19 protein-coding genes are annotated in these 17629 nt (G+C 56.7%); 9 read left to right on the forward strand and 10 right to left on the reverse strand.

The genetic code is table 11. The features are described 5' to 3' along the window. Positions 1-16: 16 nt before the first annotated feature. On the reverse strand, positions 17-718 hold the full coding sequence (locus tag KW829_RS12760; protein ID WP_218308350.1) for a YggS family pyridoxal phosphate-dependent enzyme: 702 nt from the start codon (positions 716-718) through the stop codon (positions 17-19). Between the two features lie 17 nt (positions 719-735). On the opposite strand from KW829_RS12760, the gene KW829_RS12765 reads away from it, so the two are divergent. Next, a complete protein-coding gene (locus KW829_RS12765; RefSeq protein ID WP_218308351.1) occupies positions 736-1716 on the forward strand; it encodes a type IV pilus twitching motility protein PilT in 981 nt (326 codons plus the stop codon). A 10-nt stretch (positions 1717-1726) separates the two neighbouring features. Here the strand turns inward: KW829_RS12765 and ruvX are convergent, their stop codons facing one another. From ruvX to metK, 8 genes are all read right to left on the reverse strand, one after another. Further along, positions 1727-2143 carry a Holliday junction resolvase RuvX gene (ruvX, locus tag KW829_RS12770; protein ID WP_006811925.1) on the reverse strand — a complete coding sequence of 139 codons (417 nt, stop codon included), beginning with the start codon at positions 2141-2143 and terminating at the stop codon, positions 1727-1729. Beyond that, positions 2143-2703: a YqgE/AlgH family protein gene (locus KW829_RS12775; protein WP_010435456.1), complete on the reverse strand. Its 561-nt coding sequence runs from the start codon at positions 2701-2703 to the stop codon at positions 2143-2145. Before KW829_RS12775 ends, ruvX begins: the two co-directional genes overlap by 1 nt. A gap of 74 nt (positions 2704-2777) precedes the next feature. After that, on the reverse strand, positions 2778-3725 hold the full coding sequence (gene gshB / locus KW829_RS12780; RefSeq protein ID WP_218308352.1) for a glutathione synthase: 948 nt from the start codon (positions 3723-3725) through the stop codon (positions 2778-2780). 19 nt (positions 3726-3744) lie between these two features. Then, on the reverse strand, positions 3745-4476 hold the full coding sequence (gene rsmE, locus KW829_RS12785) for a 16S rRNA (uracil(1498)-N(3))-methyltransferase (protein WP_010435451.1): 732 nt from the start codon (positions 4474-4476) through the stop codon (positions 3745-3747). A gap of 51 nt (positions 4477-4527) precedes the next feature. Beyond that, the gene (gene endA / locus KW829_RS12790; RefSeq protein ID WP_218308353.1) at positions 4528-5235 is read right to left on the reverse strand and encodes a deoxyribonuclease I; all 708 of its coding nucleotides are present in this window, start codon (positions 5233-5235) and stop codon (positions 4528-4530) included. Positions 5236-5329: 94 nt separating this feature from the next. Next, entirely contained in the window at positions 5330-5827 is a 498-nt protein-coding gene (locus tag KW829_RS12795) for a SprT family zinc-dependent metalloprotease (protein WP_010435446.1), read from the reverse strand. 58 nt (positions 5828-5885) lie between these two features. Further along, complete coding sequence (galP, locus tag KW829_RS12800; RefSeq protein ID WP_089599979.1) at positions 5886-7283, reverse strand: galactose/proton symporter; 1398 nt, start codon at positions 7281-7283, stop codon at positions 5886-5888. A 358-nt stretch (positions 7284-7641) separates the two neighbouring features. Then, on the reverse strand, positions 7642-8796 hold the full coding sequence (gene metK, locus KW829_RS12805; RefSeq protein WP_010435443.1) for a methionine adenosyltransferase: 1155 nt from the start codon (positions 8794-8796) through the stop codon (positions 7642-7644). A gap of 662 nt (positions 8797-9458) precedes the next feature. Here metK and yqgB point away from each other — a divergent pair. From yqgB to speB, 3 genes are all read left to right on the forward strand, one after another. Continuing rightward, positions 9459-9590, forward strand: a complete 132-nt coding sequence (yqgB, locus tag KW829_RS12820) for an acid stress response protein YqgB (RefSeq protein ID WP_127312443.1) — start codon at positions 9459-9461, stop codon at positions 9588-9590. Positions 9591-9598: 8 nt separating this feature from the next. Continuing rightward, a complete protein-coding gene (gene speA / locus KW829_RS12825) occupies positions 9599-11575 on the forward strand; it encodes a biosynthetic arginine decarboxylase (protein WP_042717829.1) in 1977 nt (658 codons plus the stop codon). A gap of 286 nt (positions 11576-11861) precedes the next feature. Further along, positions 11862-12782 carry an agmatinase gene (gene speB / locus KW829_RS12830; RefSeq protein ID WP_008499737.1) on the forward strand — a complete coding sequence of 307 codons (921 nt, stop codon included), beginning with the start codon at positions 11862-11864 and terminating at the stop codon, positions 12780-12782. Between the two features lie 3 nt (positions 12783-12785). On the opposite strand, the gene KW829_RS12835 is transcribed toward speB, so the two are convergent. After that, complete coding sequence (locus KW829_RS12835; protein WP_218308483.1) at positions 12786-13997, reverse strand: MFS transporter; 1212 nt, start codon at positions 13995-13997, stop codon at positions 12786-12788. Between the two features lie 414 nt (positions 13998-14411). Here KW829_RS12835 and KW829_RS12840 point away from each other — a divergent pair, with 414 nt between their 5' ends. Genes KW829_RS12840 through KW829_RS12860 form a run of 5 tightly spaced genes read left to right on the forward strand, consistent with a single transcriptional unit; the run spans position 14412 to position 17623 of the window. Next, positions 14412-14735 (forward strand): non-heme iron oxygenase ferredoxin subunit, encoded by a 324-nt coding sequence (locus tag KW829_RS12840; protein WP_003860044.1) that lies wholly within the window; start codon positions 14412-14414, stop codon positions 14733-14735. Further along, positions 14732-15040 (forward strand): recombinase-like helix-turn-helix domain-containing protein, encoded by a 309-nt coding sequence (locus KW829_RS12845; RefSeq protein ID WP_010435424.1) that lies wholly within the window; start codon positions 14732-14734, stop codon positions 15038-15040. The genes KW829_RS12840 and KW829_RS12845 overlap by 4 nt, the downstream gene beginning before the upstream one ends. Before the next feature lie 10 nt (positions 15041-15050). Further along, complete coding sequence (locus KW829_RS12850; RefSeq protein ID WP_032640649.1) at positions 15051-16073, forward strand: aromatic ring-hydroxylating dioxygenase subunit alpha; 1023 nt, start codon at positions 15051-15053, stop codon at positions 16071-16073. Continuing rightward, positions 16073-16822, forward strand: coding sequence for an SDR family oxidoreductase (locus KW829_RS12855; protein ID WP_218308354.1), 750 nt, complete (start codon positions 16073-16075; stop codon positions 16820-16822). Before KW829_RS12850 ends, KW829_RS12855 begins: the two co-directional genes overlap by 1 nt. A gap of 12 nt (positions 16823-16834) precedes the next feature. Further along, positions 16835-17623: an IclR family transcriptional regulator gene (locus KW829_RS12860; RefSeq protein ID WP_010435418.1), complete on the forward strand. Its 789-nt coding sequence runs from the start codon at positions 16835-16837 to the stop codon at positions 17621-17623. Positions 17624-17629 lie beyond the last annotated feature (6 nt).

The raw sequence follows: 17629 nt of genomic DNA on the forward strand, positions 1-17629 counted from the left end.
TCCTCAGGTTTCCTTATTATTTTGAGTAGTCGCGCGCACCGAAAATTGCCGTGCCGATGCGCACCATAGTGCTGCCTGCCGCGATGGCGGCTTCCATATCATCCGACATGCCCAGTGAAAGCGTGTCTACCGTTTCATAGCGCGCTTTAAGCGCCTCAAATGCTACAGCCATTTGCTGTGCCACGGCAAACTGCCTTTCATAACTTGACTCAGGCGCCGGAATTGCCATCAGCCCGCGCAGGGTTAAACGCGGCAGGGCGGCGACTTCTTCTGCCAGTGTATCCAGCTCACTCAGCGTAATGCCGGACTTGCTGTTTTCATCACTGATGTTGATTTGAATCAGCACGTTGAGCGCGGGCATTTCTGCGGGCCGCTGGTCGTTCAGACGGGTAGCAATGCGCAGTCGGTCAACGGTATGGCACCAGTCGAAATGCTCTGCCACCAGACGGCTTTTGTTCGACTGCAGCGGGCCGATAAAGTGCCACTGCAGATCCGAATTCCCCTGCTCCTGGAAGGAGCGAATTTTATCCACGCCTTCCTGCACGTAGTTTTCGCCAAACGCCCGGTGGCCTGCCGCTATCGCTTCTGCGATGGCGCTCGCAGGCTTAGTTTTGCTGACTGCAAGCAGGGTAATTTCTTCTGAAGCACGGCCGCAACGCGTTGCAGCGGCTGAGATTTTGTCCCGGACCTGTGCCAGGTTATGCGCAATGTCGTTCATTTTCCGAGGAGTAGTCTATGGATGTGGAAGAAATTGTGGCCCTTAGTGTAAAGCATAACGTCTCCGATCTACACCTGTGCAGTGATTCACCGCCGCGCTGGCGCAGATTAGGCCGCCTTGAACCGGCCCCGTTTCCGGCCCCCGACGTTGAGGCGCTATTAAAAACCTGGCTCAACGATGAACAGCAGGGCGCGTGGTGGGCAAACGGACAGGTAGACTTTGCCGTCACGCTCACAGGCAATCAGCGTCTTCGCGGCAGTGCGTTTACGCATATGAAGGGTGTGTCGATCGCCTTGCGACTGTTGCCGCTCGCGTGCCCGCAGCTTTCTGCACTGGGTGTGCCCAGGGCTATCCCGGAACTGCTCTCCAGCGAAAGCGGGTTGATTCTGGTGACGGGTGCGACCGGTAGCGGAAAATCCACGACGCTCGCGGCGATGGTGGATTTTCTCAACCATCACACTGACGGCCATATTCTGACGCTCGAAGATCCGGTGGAGTTTATGTACCAGAGTGAACGCTGCCTGATACAGCAGCGGGAGATGGGTCAGCACAGTCTCTCCTTTGCCGAGGCGCTGCGCAGTGCACTGCGCGAAGATCCGGACGTTATTCTGTTGGGAGAGCTGCGCGACAGCGAAACCATCCGCCTTGCGCTGACGGCGGCCGAAACCGGGCACCTGGTGCTGGCGACGCTGCATACACGCGGCGCTTCGCAGGCGATTGAACGGCTGGTGGATACCTTCCCGGCGCAGGAGAAAGATCCGGTGCGTAACCAGCTGGCAGGCAGCCTTCGCGCTGTACTGGCGCAAAAACTGCTCCAGGACGTGCAGGGCGGGCGCGTGGCGCTATATGAACTGCTGGTGAATACCTCGGCGGCGGCGAATCTCATCCGCGAAGGGAAAACGTGGCAATTACCCGGCATCATACAAACCGGTCAGCAGGCGGGAATGCAGAACTTTGAGCAGAGTCTCGCGGAAAGGCGGGCGCAGGGGCGGCTGTAGGCCCCGGCGCTCAGTAACCTTGTTCGAAATAGCTTTCGAGAATGATGACGGCTGAGGCGGAGTCGACGCTGCCTTTATTCAGCGCCCGGAAACCACCGTGCTCAAACAGGCCTGCGCGTGCTTCAACGGTACTCAGGCGTTCATCGTGAAGCTTTACCGACACGCCAAAGCGGCCATGGATTTTGTTGGCGAACTTACGCGCGCGGGCGGTGAGCGGCTGTTCGGTGCCGTCCATGTTCAGCGGCAAGCCCACAATCACGTCGTCCGGCTGCCACTCTTTGAGCAGGCGCTCGATGAGGTTCCAGTCCGGCGTGCCGTCGTTGGCCTTGAGTGCCGTCAACGGGCGCGCCGTGCCTGTGATGCGCTGACCAACGGCGACGCCGATGCTTTTGGTACCAAAATCGAAGGCCAGAAGCGTTCCGCTCATTACGCGTGCCCCGCTACGCCTGGCATGGTCAGAATATCGATGCCAATCAGTTTCGCCGCGTCACGCCAGCGATCGGCGATAGGCGTTTTAAACAGGATGTTCATATCGGCAGGTGCGGTCAGCCACGCGTTATCCAGTATCTCTTGTTCAAGCTGGCCTTTCTCCCACGAGGAGTAGCCCAGCGCGACAAGCACTTCGGAAGGTTGCTCGGCAGTGCCCAGTGTTTCAAGCACGTCGCGAGAGGTCGTGACTACGGTGTTGTCGGAGATACGAATACTGGAAGAGAAGACCGGCGGCGTATGCAGGATAAAACCACGATCTTCCGCGAGCGGGCCACCCAGCATCACCGGTTTATCGAGACGGATCTCCGGGAGACGCGCTTCAGCGGTGATTTTCAGCTTGTCCAGAATTCCTTCAACCTGCAGGTTTTCCAGCGGCTTGTTGATGATAATCCCCATCGCACCGTCTTCGTTGTATTCGCAAATATAAACCACGGCGCGGCGGAAAATCGGATCCTGGAGAGCAGGCATGGCAATAAGAAAGTGATGCTGTAAATTCATTGTCAGAGGTACTGTTTCCTGGTTTAAAAAGCGACAGCGCCCAGTATGGGGATAAACCTGGGCGCTGTCACAGATTATTTCTGTAAACGTTTTTCGATAGCGTCCATCAGCATTCCGGTGATCGAGATCGGGAACTCCGCTTCGATTTCACGGATGCAGGTCGGGCTGGTGACGTTCACTTCGGTCAGGCGATCGCCGATGATATCCAGCCCAACGAAGATCAGGCCTTTGGCTTTCAGCGTCGGGCCGACGCGGCGGGCAATTTCCCAGTCGCTTTCGGTCAGCGGACGGGGTTCACCACGGCCACCGGCGGCCAGATTACCGCGGGTTTCGCCACCCTGAGGAATACGCGCCAGGCAGTAAGGTACCGGTTCGCCATCTACGACCAGCACGCGCTTATCACCGTCTTTGATCGCCGGAATGTAGTTCTGCGCCATGCAGTAACGCGTGCCCAGCTCGGTGAGGGTTTCGGCAATCACGCCAATGTTCGGGTCGCCTTCTTTCACGCGGAAAATCGACGCGCCGCCCATGCCGTCCAGCGGTTTCATGATGATATCGCCGTGCTTCTGCCAGAACGCTTTCAGCTGCGCCTTGCTGCGGGTCACCATCGTTTCCGGCGTCAGGTCAGAGAACCAGGCGGTGTAGAGCTTCTCGTTACAGTCGCGCAGGCTCTGCGGCTTGTTGACGATCAGCGTGCCTTTTTCTTCAGCACGCTCAAGGATGTAGGTGCTGTAGATGTATTCGGTGTCGAACGGCGGATCTTTACGCATCAGGATCACGTTGAGGTCGGCCAGGGCAATGTCCTGCTCGGTGCCGTATTCGTACCATTTGTCGTAGTTCTGCTCGACGTTAACGATGCGGGTACGTGCGCGCGCTTCACCGTTGATCAGGTAAAGATCGTTCATCTCCATATAGTGGAGTTCATACCCGCGATGCTGCGCTTCCAGCAGCATGGCGAAGCTGGAATCTTTCTTGATGTTAATGTTTGCGATGGGGTCCATCACGATGCCGAGCTTGATCATGTTCTTCTCCGTTATTACTTCAACCCAGATCGCCAAACCGTACCTGTAGCGCGGTAATGGCCGTGAGTGCCGTTGTCTCAGTGCGCAGAACGCGAGGTCCCAACAGAATATCAGTAAACTGGTAACGTGCCGTCATCGCAATTTCGTCCGCCGACAGGCCGCCTTCGGGGCCAATCAGCAGGCGTACGCGCTCGACGGGCAATGGCAGCGTATTGATGCTGGCGCTGGCGCGCGGATGAAGATTGAGCTTCAGCCCGCTGTCCTCTTCTGCACACCAGTCTTCCAGGTCCATCGCCGGGCGGATCTCCGGAATACGGTTGCGGCCACTCTGTTCACACGCCGCAATGGCAATTTTCTGCCACTGCTGGATCTTTTTGTTCAGACGTTCCGCATCCAGTTTAACGCCACAGCGCTCAGAAAAAAGTGGCGTAATGAGGCTTACACCCAGTTCAATGGATTTCTGAATGGTGAATTCCATTTTCTCACCGCGCGACATTACCTGGCCCAGATGGATGTGCAGCGGCGATTCCCGGTCATCCACTTCGCCACGCAGCACGTTAACGTGTACGCTTTTTTTATCAGACCGCGTGATTTCCGCGTCGAAAACCTGGTTCGAGCCGTCGAATAGCTGTATTGCCTGACCTGCACCCATGCGCAGCACGCGGCCCACGTGGTTGGCGGCGTCATCAGACAGGGCGATTTCGCGGCCTGCGGTAATCAGTTCAGGATGGTAAATGCGGGGAATGCGCATAGTCAGAAATTCCATGTGTCATGCGATATAAGCGAATTGCCGTAGTGTAGGTTAGCTCTTTTGCGCCTGGCAAGCCCGCTGGACGTAAGGGTTGTGATTCCCCTGGACGTTGGCGATGCGCTCGTCGCGCTGGCATTCCCACTCGGTTACCGGGTACTGCTTGTTCCAGGCATTGAACAGCTGCGTCTGCTGGCGTGAAAGGTTGAGGTTATAACGGTCACGCATATAGAAGTAGGTACGGGCGATGCTGCCGCGCGCGCGGGCAGGGGGCTCGGCGACTTTCTCTTTGAAATCCACCTTCATGCCGCACTGACCGTACTGGCCTTCGCCACCGTTCCACTGGCTGTACATAAAGTTGCCGCGGTCACCGTTCACTTCGCCAACCGCAGGCTGCAGGTTGTGCATATCGCTTTCCATCTGGCGATAAACCGGATCTTTGGAACAGTTTTTACGCCCGCCATCCTGCCAGCACTGGCGCTGGTGGCCAAACTGCCACGCCGGAACCACATGTTCCCATTCAATGCGGCTGGCGCGGTTTTCATTTTTACGCACCTTATAGCCGCAGGATTCGAGGTCAACGACGCCTTTTTTACCCTGCCAGTTAATTTTACAGCCGCAGTAGAAATCACCCGGAACATCAGCATTCACCTTCACGCCAGCGGCTTTGGCCTGAGAGAAACTGTTGATACCGTCGGCCAGAGCATGGCCGGAGAGCGCCGTCGCCAGAAGGGCAACCGCGAGAGAAACATTACGGGACATCTTACACTCCGTGTCAAAACAAGCCCGAAACGTAACGAATGTTGTTCCCGTATGCAATCAGTCAGATCAGGAAAGTTCCTGAAAGTTCAGATAATTATTCGGCGACCAGCGGTTCGCCGCATTTTACGCAGCGGTAGGTTGCCTCGCCGCGCACCACACGGTTATGACGGCGGACGGTGAGCTGGTGCTGCTGGCATCGGCAGCGGTAGGAAAATGTATTGCGACGTACTGATTCCAGTTCGAACTGATGCGTGCGGCGAGCCGGAACGCCGAGCACGGCTTCCATCATCCACTTCCACTCTTTCCCGTGCGGCGCTACGCGGCCAAAGTGCTTCCACACCAGAAGATGCGCCAGCTCGTGCGGCACCACTTCCTCAATAAATGCCTGCTGGTTTTCCATCATCAGCACCGGGTTCAGGCGGATCTCATACGATTCCAGCCAGGCGGTGCCTGCTGCGGTTCCACGCTGCTGATAAACCAGCTTCGGTTCAGGATAGTTGCGGCCGAGCTTCAGGTTGGCCTGGGCGAGTTTTTCCCGCAGGCTGCGCATAACGGCTTGCTGAATGGCGATGGGGAGACGGGGAGCTTTCATAGGGGCAGAGCATAAAGCGCGAAGCGGGGAGGTGCAAGAGGCACCTCCCGCCAGAGAATTAGTCGTGTGCGCCGATTTCGCGCAGAGGACGACCTTTCATCAGGTTACGTTCAATGTGTTCCAGTGAAACGTGTTTGGTTTCTGGAACCAGCCAGATAGTCAGAACAATAAAGAACAGGTTCAGACCGGCGTAGACCCAGAAGGTGTTGGCATTGCCCAGCGTATTGAGCATGGTCAGGAACGTTGCGCCGACGATCATGTTGGCAATCCAGTTAGTCGCGGTGGAGCAGGTGATACCAAAATCACGCCCTTTCAGCGGCTGGATCTCAGAGCACAGCACCCAAATCAGCGGACCGGCGCTCATTGCAAACCCGACGATAAACATCAGCAGCATTGCCACCGCGAAGTACTGGGCGGTTGGAGAGTGAATGCCCACATGCATCATGGTGCCCAGTACGCCCATGCCGACGGCCATCACCAGGAAGCCCAGCGTCAGGGTAGGCTTACGCCCCCAGCGGTCCACCAGTCCGATGGCGATAAAGGTCGCCAGCACGTTGGTCAGGCCGACAATAACGGTGCCCCACATCTGCTCGGTCGTGTTGGTATAACCCGCCAGTTCGAAGATTTTTGGCGCGTAGTACATGATGACGTTCATCCCGGTGAACTGCTGCATCACCTGCAGAAGCACGCCGAGGAACACCGCGCGGCGGAAGTTGCTGTTCTCTTTAAACAGCGCCCAGCCGGACTGTTTCACCTTCAGGCTTTCGCGGATCTCTTCAAGCTCGTTTTTCGCCTCAGCGCTGGTATCGCGCAGGCGGAGCAGCACGCGTTCAGCATCAACGAAGCGGCGTTTTGCGGCAAACCAGCGCGGGCTGTCCGGCAGGAAGAAGACGCCAATCAGCAGCAGAATGGCCGGGATGATGATCACGCCGAGCATCCAGCGCCATGCGCCGCTGTAGCTAAACGCGGTATCGGAAAGGTAAGCACCCAGAATACCGATGGTAATCATCAGCTGGTACATGGAAATCATGCTGCCGCGGATTTTCTCCGGCGCGATTTCGGAAAGATACAGCGGTGCGGTATAGGAAGCGACGCCGACAGCTAGGCCCAGCAAAACGCGGGAAAGAATGAGCACTTCAACGTTAGGGGCAGCGGCAGAGAAGAGTGAACCGGCAACGAACAGGATCGCGCCGATCATCAGGCTCTTTTTGCGCCCGAGCTTGAAGGAGAGCCAGCCGCTGCCAACGGCACCGACTGCCGCACCAAACATCATGGAGCTGACCACCCATTCCTGGGTATGCGCGGTAATCTGGAACTCGTCTGCGATGAAGGGAAGTGCGCCGGCAATCACGCCGATATCCAGGCCAAAAAGTAATCCTGCCAGGGCGGCGAGGAAGCAGACGAAGAATGTCATCGCCTTGTTGGACGTACGCCCTTGTTTATTATTGTCAGGCATTATGCCCTCCATTTGATTTATCAGTTTTGTCGATGTTAAGGGTAGGTGAGTGACCCGTAAAAATATGTGAGACAAATCACATTGGTGTAATCGGTTACACTAAAGTGCAACCGTAAAGATAATTAACGCTTTGAAAATATAGAGGTAAATGAGGTGACGCGCATCGCGTTTGTTTGAATTTCAGACTTAACTGAAATGAAATGTAACAGCAGAAGAAAGGCGATCAAGCAAAGAGATTATTCTGAAAGCGGGATATATTCGGCATAGTGTAAGCGGTTTCAAATGGTGTGGCTTTGAGCCGCCACCCGACATAAAAAAGGCCAGCACAAAGGCTGGCCTGTTAAACACTGTCAGTCGATTACTTCAGACCTGCAGCTTCACGCAGCAGGGCGGCTTTGTCGGTTTTTTCCCATGGGAAATGTTCGCGACCAAAGTGACCGTATGCAGCGGTTTCTTTGTAGATTGGGTGCAGCAGATCCAGCATCTGAATCAGGCCGTATGGACGCAGGTCGAAGAACTCGCGCACCAGCAGGGTCAGCTGTTCTGAAGGCACTTTCTCAGTACCGAAAGTTTCCACCATGATGGAGGTCGGTTCAGCCACGCCGATTGCGTAGGAAACCTGAATCTCACAGCGGTCAGCCAGGCCTGCAGCAACGATGTTTTTCGCAACATAACGTGCAGCGTACGCGGCAGAACGGTCAACTTTAGACGGGTCTTTACCGGAGAATGCACCGCCGCCGTGACGCGCCATGCCGCCGTAGGTATCCACGATGATTTTACGGCCGGTCAGGCCGCAGTCGCCCATTGGGCCGCCGATAACAAAGCGTCCGGTTGGGTTGATGAAGAATTTGGTTGCAGAGCTCAGCCATTCGGTTGGCAGAACCGGCTTGATGATCTCTTCCATCACGGCTTCCTGCAGCGATTTCTGATCGATATCTTCAGAATGCTGAGTGGACAGAACTACCGCATCAATGCCAACGATTTTACCGTCGTCATACTGGAAGGTGACCTGGCTTTTCGCATCCGGACGCAGCCATGGCAGGGTGCCGTTTTTACGCACTTCAGCCTGACGCTGCACCAGACGGTGTGCGTAGGTAACCGGTGCTGGCATCAGCACGTCGGTTTCGTTAGTTGCGTAGCCGAACATCAGGCCCTGGTCGCCCGCGCCCTGCTCCAGTGGATCGGCGCGGTCAACGCCCTGGTTGATGTCCGGGGACTGTTTGCCGATGGCGCTCAGTACCGCGCAAGAGTTGGCATCAAAGCCCATATCAGAATGTACATAGCCGATCTCACGCACCGTGTTACGGGTGATCTCTTCGATATCAACCCATGCGCTGGTGGTGATCTCACCGCCGACCAGAACCATGCCGGTTTTGACATAGGTTTCACACGCTACGCGCGCTTTAGGATCCTGGGCAAGGATCGCATCCAGCACCGCATCGGAGATTTGGTCAGCAATTTTATCAGGATGTCCTTCTGATACGGACTCGGACGTAAACAGGTGTTTTGCCATGTTTTATTTCACCTAAGAGGAATTTGGTTAGCTCGAACTGCTGTGTGGAATAGCCAAAGGAGAGTATTCTACCAAGGCCTGCAGGTTTTTGACACTGGCAGTCTGAGTGTTAATCAGTATAGATGGATTAACATCTGGACGTCCATTTTAGGTCACTTCTTCACCCGATTTCCAGTTTTTTTTGACTTACCTCTCACTGTGTTGAAAACAAAGCTGGAAATATTTCCTGACGGCACTGGCAACCCACGCATTTTTGTTTTGCATTTTCCCCACCTTCTCGGTATAAAACGCGGCACGCGGCTCATACAAAAAAGCGCTCGATGATCTCATCGTGTCGCCACTTCCAGCCGGGTTAAGCAGTGAACATTTAGCTTTGGCTTGTGGTCCGTTTCAGCAGAGGCGGCCGTGGAGGTGATACGAGATAATGAACCATCGTTTTCCGCTAATTCAGCGCAGCCGTTCTGGCGCGCAGTTGATTCCCGCAACCCGCATTTCTAGTCTGCAAACCTGCCGATGTTATACCCATCTCGGCGCTTCTCAGGATCCCAGGGCCGGTTACGCTCTGTGACAACTGAACAAGGGCGCTCTTGTTAATACAAGAGTTTTCTCGTGGTTTCGCCGAACCTTGTCATACAGAGTTCGGATACGTGTTTTACAATGATATGAATAAGAAACCGGTCGCACGGTCTGGATTTCAGCATACTCTGCTGGGAAACGGAGCCGTTTATGGGTTGTTATCGCCGTATAACGCTGCGATAGTAGTCAACTGTTTTACACTTAATACAAAGAGTTGAGGTTCGCTATGTCTGACGACATGTCTTCTTTTTCGCCTTCGTCAGCGGGCGAACAGGGTGTACTACGTTCTATGCAGGAGGTTGCGATGAGCTCCCAGGAAGCCAGCAAGATGCTGCGCACTTACAATATTGCCTGGTGGGGCAATAACTACTACGACGTCAACGAACTGGGCCACATCAGCGTCTGCCCTGATCCGGACGTCCCTGAAGCGCGCGTCGATCTCGCCAAACTGGTGAAAGCCCGCGAAGCACAGGGCCAGCGTTTGCCTGCACTGTTCTGCTTCCCGCAGATCCTGCAACATCGCCTGCGTTCTATTAACGCCGCGTTCAAACGCGCGCGTGAATCCTACGGCTATAAAGGCGACTACTTCCTGGTTTACCCGATCAAGGTAAACCAGCACCGCCGCGTGATTGAATCCCTGATCCACTCCGGTGAACCGCTGGGTCTGGAAGCCGGTTCCAAAGCGGAACTGATGGCCGTTCTGGCGCACGCGGGCATGACCCGTTCGGTGATCGTCTGTAACGGCTATAAAGACCGTGAATACATTCGTCTGGCGCTGATTGGCGAGAAGATGGGCCACAAGGTCTATCTGGTTATCGAGAAGATGACTGAAATCGCTATCGTGCTGGAAGAGGCTGAGCGTCTGAACGTCATCCCACGCCTCGGTGTGCGTGCGCGTCTGGCGTCGCAGGGTTCCGGTAAATGGCAGTCCTCCGGCGGTGAAAAATCCAAGTTCGGCCTCGCGGCGAACCAGGTGCTGCAGCTGGTGGAAATTCTGCGCGAGCGCGGTCGTCTCGACAGCATTCAGCTGCTGCACTTCCACCTCGGCTCGCAGATGGCCAACATTCGCGACATCGCTACCGGCGTGCGTGAATCGGCGCGCTTCTACGTTGAGCTGCACAAGCTCGGCGTGAATATTCAGTGCTTCGACGTGGGCGGTGGCCTGGGCGTGGATTATGAAGGTACCCGCTCGCAGTCCGACTGCTCCGTGAACTACGGCCTGAACGAATATGCCAACAATATTATCTGGGCGATTGGCGATGCCTGTGAAGAGAACGGCCTGCCGCACCCGACGGTGATCACCGAATCTGGCCGCGCGGTTACCGCGCACCATACGGTGCTGGTCTCTAACATCATCGGCGTTGAGCGTAGCGAAATCACCGAAGCGACGCCTCCGGCAGAAGATGCCCCGCGTTCCCTGCAAAGCATGTGGGAAACCTGGCAGGAGATGCACGAGCCGGGCACGCGCCGTTCCCTGCGCGAATGGCTGCACGACAGCCAGATGGACCTGCACGATATTCACGTGGGCTATTCCTCCGGCACCTTTAGCCTGCAGGAGCGCGCGTGGGCGGAGCAACTCTATCTGAACATGTGCCATGAAGTGCAGAAGCAACTCGACCCGAGCAACCGCGCGCACCGTCCGATTATCGACGAGCTGCAGGAACGTATGGCGGACAAAATGTACGTCAACTTCTCGCTGTTCCAGTCGATGCCGGATGCCTGGGGTATCGACCAGCTGTTCCCGGTTCTGCCGCTGGAAGGGCTGAACCACGCCCCGGAACGTCGTGCGGTGCTGCTGGACATCACCTGTGATTCCGATGGCGCTATCGACCACTACGTTGACGGCGACGGTATCGCAACGACGATGCCAATGCCGGAGTACGACCCGGAGAACCCACCGATGCTGGGCTTCTTTATGGTCGGCGCGTATCAGGAGATCCTCGGCAACATGCACAACCTGTTCGGTGATACCGAAGCGGTTGACGTGTTCGTCTTCCCTGACGGCAACGTGGAAGTCGAGCTGTCTGACGAAGGGGACACCGTAGCGGACATGCTCGAATACGTTCAGCTGGATCCGAAAAAACTGCTCACCCAGTTCCGCGACCAGGTGAAAAACACCGGTCTGGACGATGCGTTACAGCAGCAGTTCCTGGAAGAGTTTGAAGCGGGTCTGTACGGGTACACCTATCTGGAAGACGAGTAGGTTAACCTCCCTCTCCCTCAGGGAGAGGGGCGGGGTGAGGGCAGCAGGTTGCTGTGCCGCTGATGCCCGGTGGCGCTGCGCTTACCGGGCCTACGTATGTAGGCCGGATAAGGCGGAGCCGTCATCCGGCAGAATGCTATACTCACTTGAACCCGTCTGCATTACCGGCGATAATTCGCCCCAATTAGCGATTTACGAATCAATCCCTTCCTCGTCGGGTTTAACGACGCGGAGGGGATTTTTTTTCATCTGTTTTTAATGTATCGACGTTAAAAGAGGTCAGGACATGAGCACTTTAGGTCATCAGTACGATAACTCTCTGGTATCTAACGCGTTTGGTTTTTTACGCCTTCCAATGAACTTCCAGCCGTACGACAGCGACGCTGACTGGGTGATCACCGGCGTACCGTTCGACATGGCAACGTCCGGTCGCGCGGGCGGTCGTCACGGCCCGGCAGCGATCCGTCAGGTTTCTACCAACCTGGCCTGGGAGCACAACCGCTTCCCGTGGAACTTCGATATGCGCGAGCGCCTGAACGTGGTGGACTGCGGTGACCTGGTGTACGCCTTCGGTGACGCGCGTGAGATGAGCGAAAAGTTGCAGGCCCACGCCGAGAAGCTGCTGGCTGCCGGTAAGCGCATGCTCTCCTTCGGCGGTGACCACTTCGTGACCCTGCCGCTGCTGCGCGCTCACGCCAAGCACTTCGGTAAAATGGCGCTGGTGCACTTCGATGCGCATACCGACACCTACGCGAACGGCTGCGAGTTCGACCACGGCACCATGTTCTTCACCGCGCCGAACGAAGGCCTGATCGACCCGAATCATTCCGTGCAGATCGGCATCCGCACCGAGTTCGACAAAGACAACGGCTTCACCGTGCTGGATGCGGGCCAGGTCAACGATCGCGGCGTGGACGATATTCTGGCGCAGGTTAAGCAGATCGTCGGCGATATGCCTGTGTACCTGACTTTCGATATCGACTGCCTGGATCCGGCGTTTGCGCCGGGCACCGGTACGCCTGTTATCGGCGGCCTGACCTCAGACCGCGCCATCAAGCTGGTGCGCGGCCTGAAGGATCTGAACATCGTCGGGATGGACGTGGTGGAAGTGGCACCGGCCTATGATCAGTCCGAGATCACCGCGCTGGCCGCGGCGACCCTGGCGCTGGAAATGCTCTACATCCAGGCGGCGAAAAAAGGCGAATAAGCCTTACGCGCTCACTGCTGCTGCGCGACGCATGCGCAGCAGCAGCATTCCTCCGGCGAGCAGGGTAATCACTTGTGAGACGACCAGCACCGAAAAGCCAGAGCTGACCGACCCCACCGATTTCATCACCATCCCCATCAGTAGCGGAATAAACGCCGCGCAGATATTGCCTATCCCATTAATAATGCCGTACGCGCTGCCCACGGCGTCCCGGGCGGCGTGATGCTGGATTACCGCAGGAATAGCCGCTCCCTGAAGTCCCCAGAACACGTTGGCAGACAGCATAAAGAGCGCCAGCCATGCGGGTTGATGGCTGAGCATCAGTGCGACCACGGAGAGTGCCGTCAACGTACCGCCCACCACAAACAGTACCGGCGCCTGTTCCGGCCGCATTTTGTCGAGCAGCACGCCGCCCAGAAACTTTGACCCCAGGCTCAGCAGGAAGGGGACCGCCGCAAGCATGCCCGTCGCGTGCAGCGAGAAGTGGTGCTCGTCACGCAGCCATGCGGGCAGCCACGCGCTGCTGCCCCACAGATAGCTCAGCGTGGCGATTTCAACCAGCAGGATCCAGCCCAGCAGCGGCGTCTGCCAGGCCAGCGTGAAGGTGTGAACAAACCCCGGTTTTTTCATCTTCACCGGGCTGTGTGGCGCGGGCAGAAAACGCCAGATGAGCCCGCCGCCCAACACCAGATTCATCACCGCCAGCGCGTAAAACGACCCGGCCCAGCCCAGATGCGCCATCAGCCAGGTGACCAGCGGAAAGCCCATGGCCAGCCCGAGCGAGACGCCCAGCGCGGTGACGGCGTTGGGTTTGCCGATCTCTTCCGCGCTAAAGTTATCGCTGATAAAGCGCGTCTTCAGTGAAAAGAGCGGTCCTTCGGCAACACCCAAAATCACGCGGGCGATAAGCATGCCCATTAGCGAACCCAGCAGCGGAGAAATTGCGCAGACCGCGGCCCAAATCGCAATGCTGCTTAATAATCCCTGACGGTAATGGAGTTTGCTTTCGATAACCGGTGTTAATAATAAAGCCGAAAAACCATAACCCAGCAGAAAGCAGGTCATGAGCATTCCCTGTAACATTCTGTTTTCATTTAGCTGAAAATGTTCGGCAAATTCCGGGTTTAAAATCATTACCGAGATATTAACCCGGTCGACGTAGGAAATAATAATCAGTAATAACAGTGCAATTGTACCTTGCCATCTTGCCGTCATCATGCCCGCCTTACGGTTTCATCTATTTATATTTTTATCAAAGTGATTGTCACGGTTCTAAAATGGTTCACTGGTGAAACTCATTGTTTATTAAGGGTAAATAAATTTTTCGTTTCACAGGTGAAACGCCAAAGATGTGACGCTACTTTATTTTTAAGGAACAAAAAGAACAGAAGTCAATATCTTTTATTGAAAGATTGAGGGCATTAATAAATCGTATTTATCACGCCACAATAATGAAAATTTCATATCGCTGCATTTTTTCGTGATCCTTTGCACACTTAGTTAATTAATACCTGTTTGATTAACAAATTCGTCACATTGCCGCTTGACGAAACATTCATCGCTTTTATATTGACCGTATTAAATAAGAAACAGAGTTTCATATATGAAACAAAAGCCTGGAGGATCGTGATGAGCTGGATAGGCGTATGTGACGCAGAACAAGTACAGGAAGATTTCCCTTTTAGCGGCAACGTCGACGGTAAAGAGATCGGCGTTTATTTGATTGACGGTGAATATTACGCACTGGAAGACGTATGCCCGCACGCTTATGCCCTGCTGAGCCAGGGATTTGTGGAGGACGGCAAAGTGGAATGCCCTCTGCATGAGGCGGTGTTTGACGTCAAAACTGGCCAGTGCCTGCACGGCCCCGGTGGTCGCAACCTGAACCGCTACCCGGTTCGGGTCTTTGAAAATCAAATTCAGATTACCTTCGTCGAGGAGACCGTGGCATGAGCGACATCCTGAACTACAACCCGGCGCTGCCGGAAAGCCGCCAGTTTACCCCGCCTGCAGAGGGCGGCAACGGTGCCATTCATAAGCCGGGTGATTACACCAACCTGATCTGGCAAACCCGCAGCCGCGAGCCGGAAAGCTGGGAGGTGAACCTGATTGCCACGCTGGAAGATCTCTTCGAACAGGGCGTTGAAACGCTACCGGAACTGGTGAACGGGCTGAACGCGGTGCGCATGCATGACCAGCAGGGTGAGCCGTGGCGCGAGGCCAGCTTCCAGGCATTCTTACAGGTTAACGGCTACTGAGGACAACGCGATGACGACGACCGTACAAAACTATCTCGATAAAGGCCTGCGCGGCCTCTGGTATCCGGTACTGGCAAGCTGGGAAGTGCAGTCTGCTCCTGTGGGCATCACCCGCCTGGGCGAGCAGATTGTGGTCTGGCGTAATAAAGACGGCCAGGTGCAGGCGCTGGAAGACCGCTGCCCGCACCGCGGCGCGCGCCTGTCTATGGGCTGGAACCTCGGCGACCGCATTGCCTGCTGGTATCACGGCGTGGAAGTGGCGGGCAACGGCGAAGTGAAGGATGTGCCCGCCGTGGACAAATGCCCGCTGGTCGGCCAGCAGTGCGTGCGCAGCTATAACGTGCAGGAGGCGCACGGCGCCATCTTCCTGTGGTTTGGCGTCACCGCTGACCAGCAGCCGGACGCGCTGACCTTCCCGGATGAACTTGCCGATACGGAGAACTTCAGCAACTTCCTCTGCACCGCCGCGTGGAAGTGCAACTACCAGTACGCGCTGGAAAACGTGATGGACCCGATGCACGGCACCTATCTGCATTCGTCCTCGCACTCAATGGCGGAAGGGGATCGCAAGGCCGACATGGTGCTCCAGCCGACCAAAACCGGCTTTATTTTCGAGAAAAAAGGGCAGAGCGGCGTCAACTTCGACTGGGTTGAGCTCGGCAACAGCGGCACCTGCTGGATGCGCCTCTCCATTCCGTACAAGAAGCGCTTCGGACCGGGCGGCCACTTCTTTATCGTCGGCATGGTGGTGCCGGAAGATAACGACAACTGCCGCGTCTTCTTCTGGCGCATCCGCCGCGTGCAGGGCTGGCAGCGCGATATGTGGCGCTTCATGTACCGCAACCGTCTGGAAAAACTGCACTGGGAAGTGCTGGAGCAGGATCGCGTGGTGCTGGAAAGCCTGGCCCCAAACGCCCGCGACCATGAATACCTGTACCAGCACGACGTCGGCCTCTCCCGCCTGCGCCGCATGATGCAAAAGGCCGCGAAAGAGCAGCTGGCGCTGCGCGAAGAACAGCAGGGAGCCGCCTGATGAACGGGCTGCTGAGCGGCAAGCGCATCGTGGTGACCGGCGCTGCGCGCGGGCTGGGCTATCACTTTGCCAAAGCCTGCGCGGAGCAGGGCGCCGCAGTGGTGATGTGCGACATCCTCGAAGGCGAGCTGGCTGAACGTACGCACGGGCTGGGCGAGCAGGGCTATGTGATCGAATCGCACGTTATCGATCTGGCCGATCCGCATTCCATTGAGCAGGCGTTTAGCGCCATTGGCGAGCAGGGGCAGATTGACGGCCTGGTGAACAACGCGGCGATGGCGACGGGCGTGGGCGGCAAAAACATGCTCGATTACGATCCTGACCTGTGGGACCACGTGATGAGCGTGAACGTCAAAGGCACCTGGCTGGTGACGCGCGCCGCCGTGCCGCTGCTTCGCGAAGGGGCGGGCATTGTGAACGTGGCGTCCGACACCGCGCTATGGGGCGCGCCGCGCCTGATGGCCTACGTCGCCAGCAAGGGCGCGGTGATTGCCATGACCCGCTCAATGGCGCGCGAGCTTGGCGAAAAGCGCATTCGAATCAACGCCATCGCCCCGGGATTAACCCGCGTCGAGGCAACCGAGTATGTTCCGGCCGAGCGGCATCAGCTTTACGAAAACGGTCGCGCATTAACGAGGGCGCAGCAGCCGGAGGATGTCACCGGCAGCGTGGTCTGGCTGTTAAGCGATCTGTCGCGGTTCATCACCGGACAGCTGATCCCGGTCAACGGCGGTTTTGTCTTTAATTGAGGTAGGGCGATGATGGCAAACGATCGGGAAGTGAAGTATCTGGTGCCGGGGCTGGAGCGCGGTTTACAGCTGTTGTTGGCCTTTGGCGAGCAGCATCGCGAACTGACCTTTGCCGAGCTGCACCGGCTGGTGGATATGCCGAAGGCCACCGCCTACCGCGTGGTACAGACGCTGGAGTTCATGGGCTTTCTGGAGCGCAACGCGCGCACCAATACCTTCTCGCTGGGCATGAACGTGCTGCGCCTGGGCTTTGAGTACATCGCCTCGCTTGACGTGGCCCAGGTTGGCCAGCCGGTCATCGAGCAGCTGCGCGACGTGAGCCAGTGCAGCAGCCATCTGGCGATCCGCGACGGGCGCGACATTATCTACATCGCCCGCGTCAGCGCCGCCGGGTCGCGCATCAATCAGGTCAGCATTGGCACCCGCCTGCCGGTGCACTGCACCTCGCTCGGCCGCATGCTGCTGACCGATATTTCCCGCGCCGAGTTTGAACAGCTGTTCCCGCACGAGCGCCTGCCGGGCAACACGCCGGGGCAGCTTCACGATCGCGAAGCCCTGTGGCAGATGGTGCAGCAGGACAAAGCCCGCGGATACGTGATCGGCGAATCCTTCTTCCGCCACGGCATCTCCTCCATCGTCTACCCGGTGTATGACCGAAGCGGACGCGTGGCGGCGGTAGTCAGCATTCTGGTGCCGTCGGAGGAGATCCCGCAGACCGACCGCGAGCGCCTGCAAAACGAGGTTCGCCTCGCGGCGGATAAAATTTCTGGCTTCTTAGGATATCTGTCACAGGCCAGTTAAATCAGT

This window comes from Enterobacter sp. ENT02, from assembly GCF_019219165.1.
Lineage (GTDB): Bacteria > Pseudomonadota > Gammaproteobacteria > Enterobacterales > Enterobacteriaceae > Enterobacter > Enterobacter mori.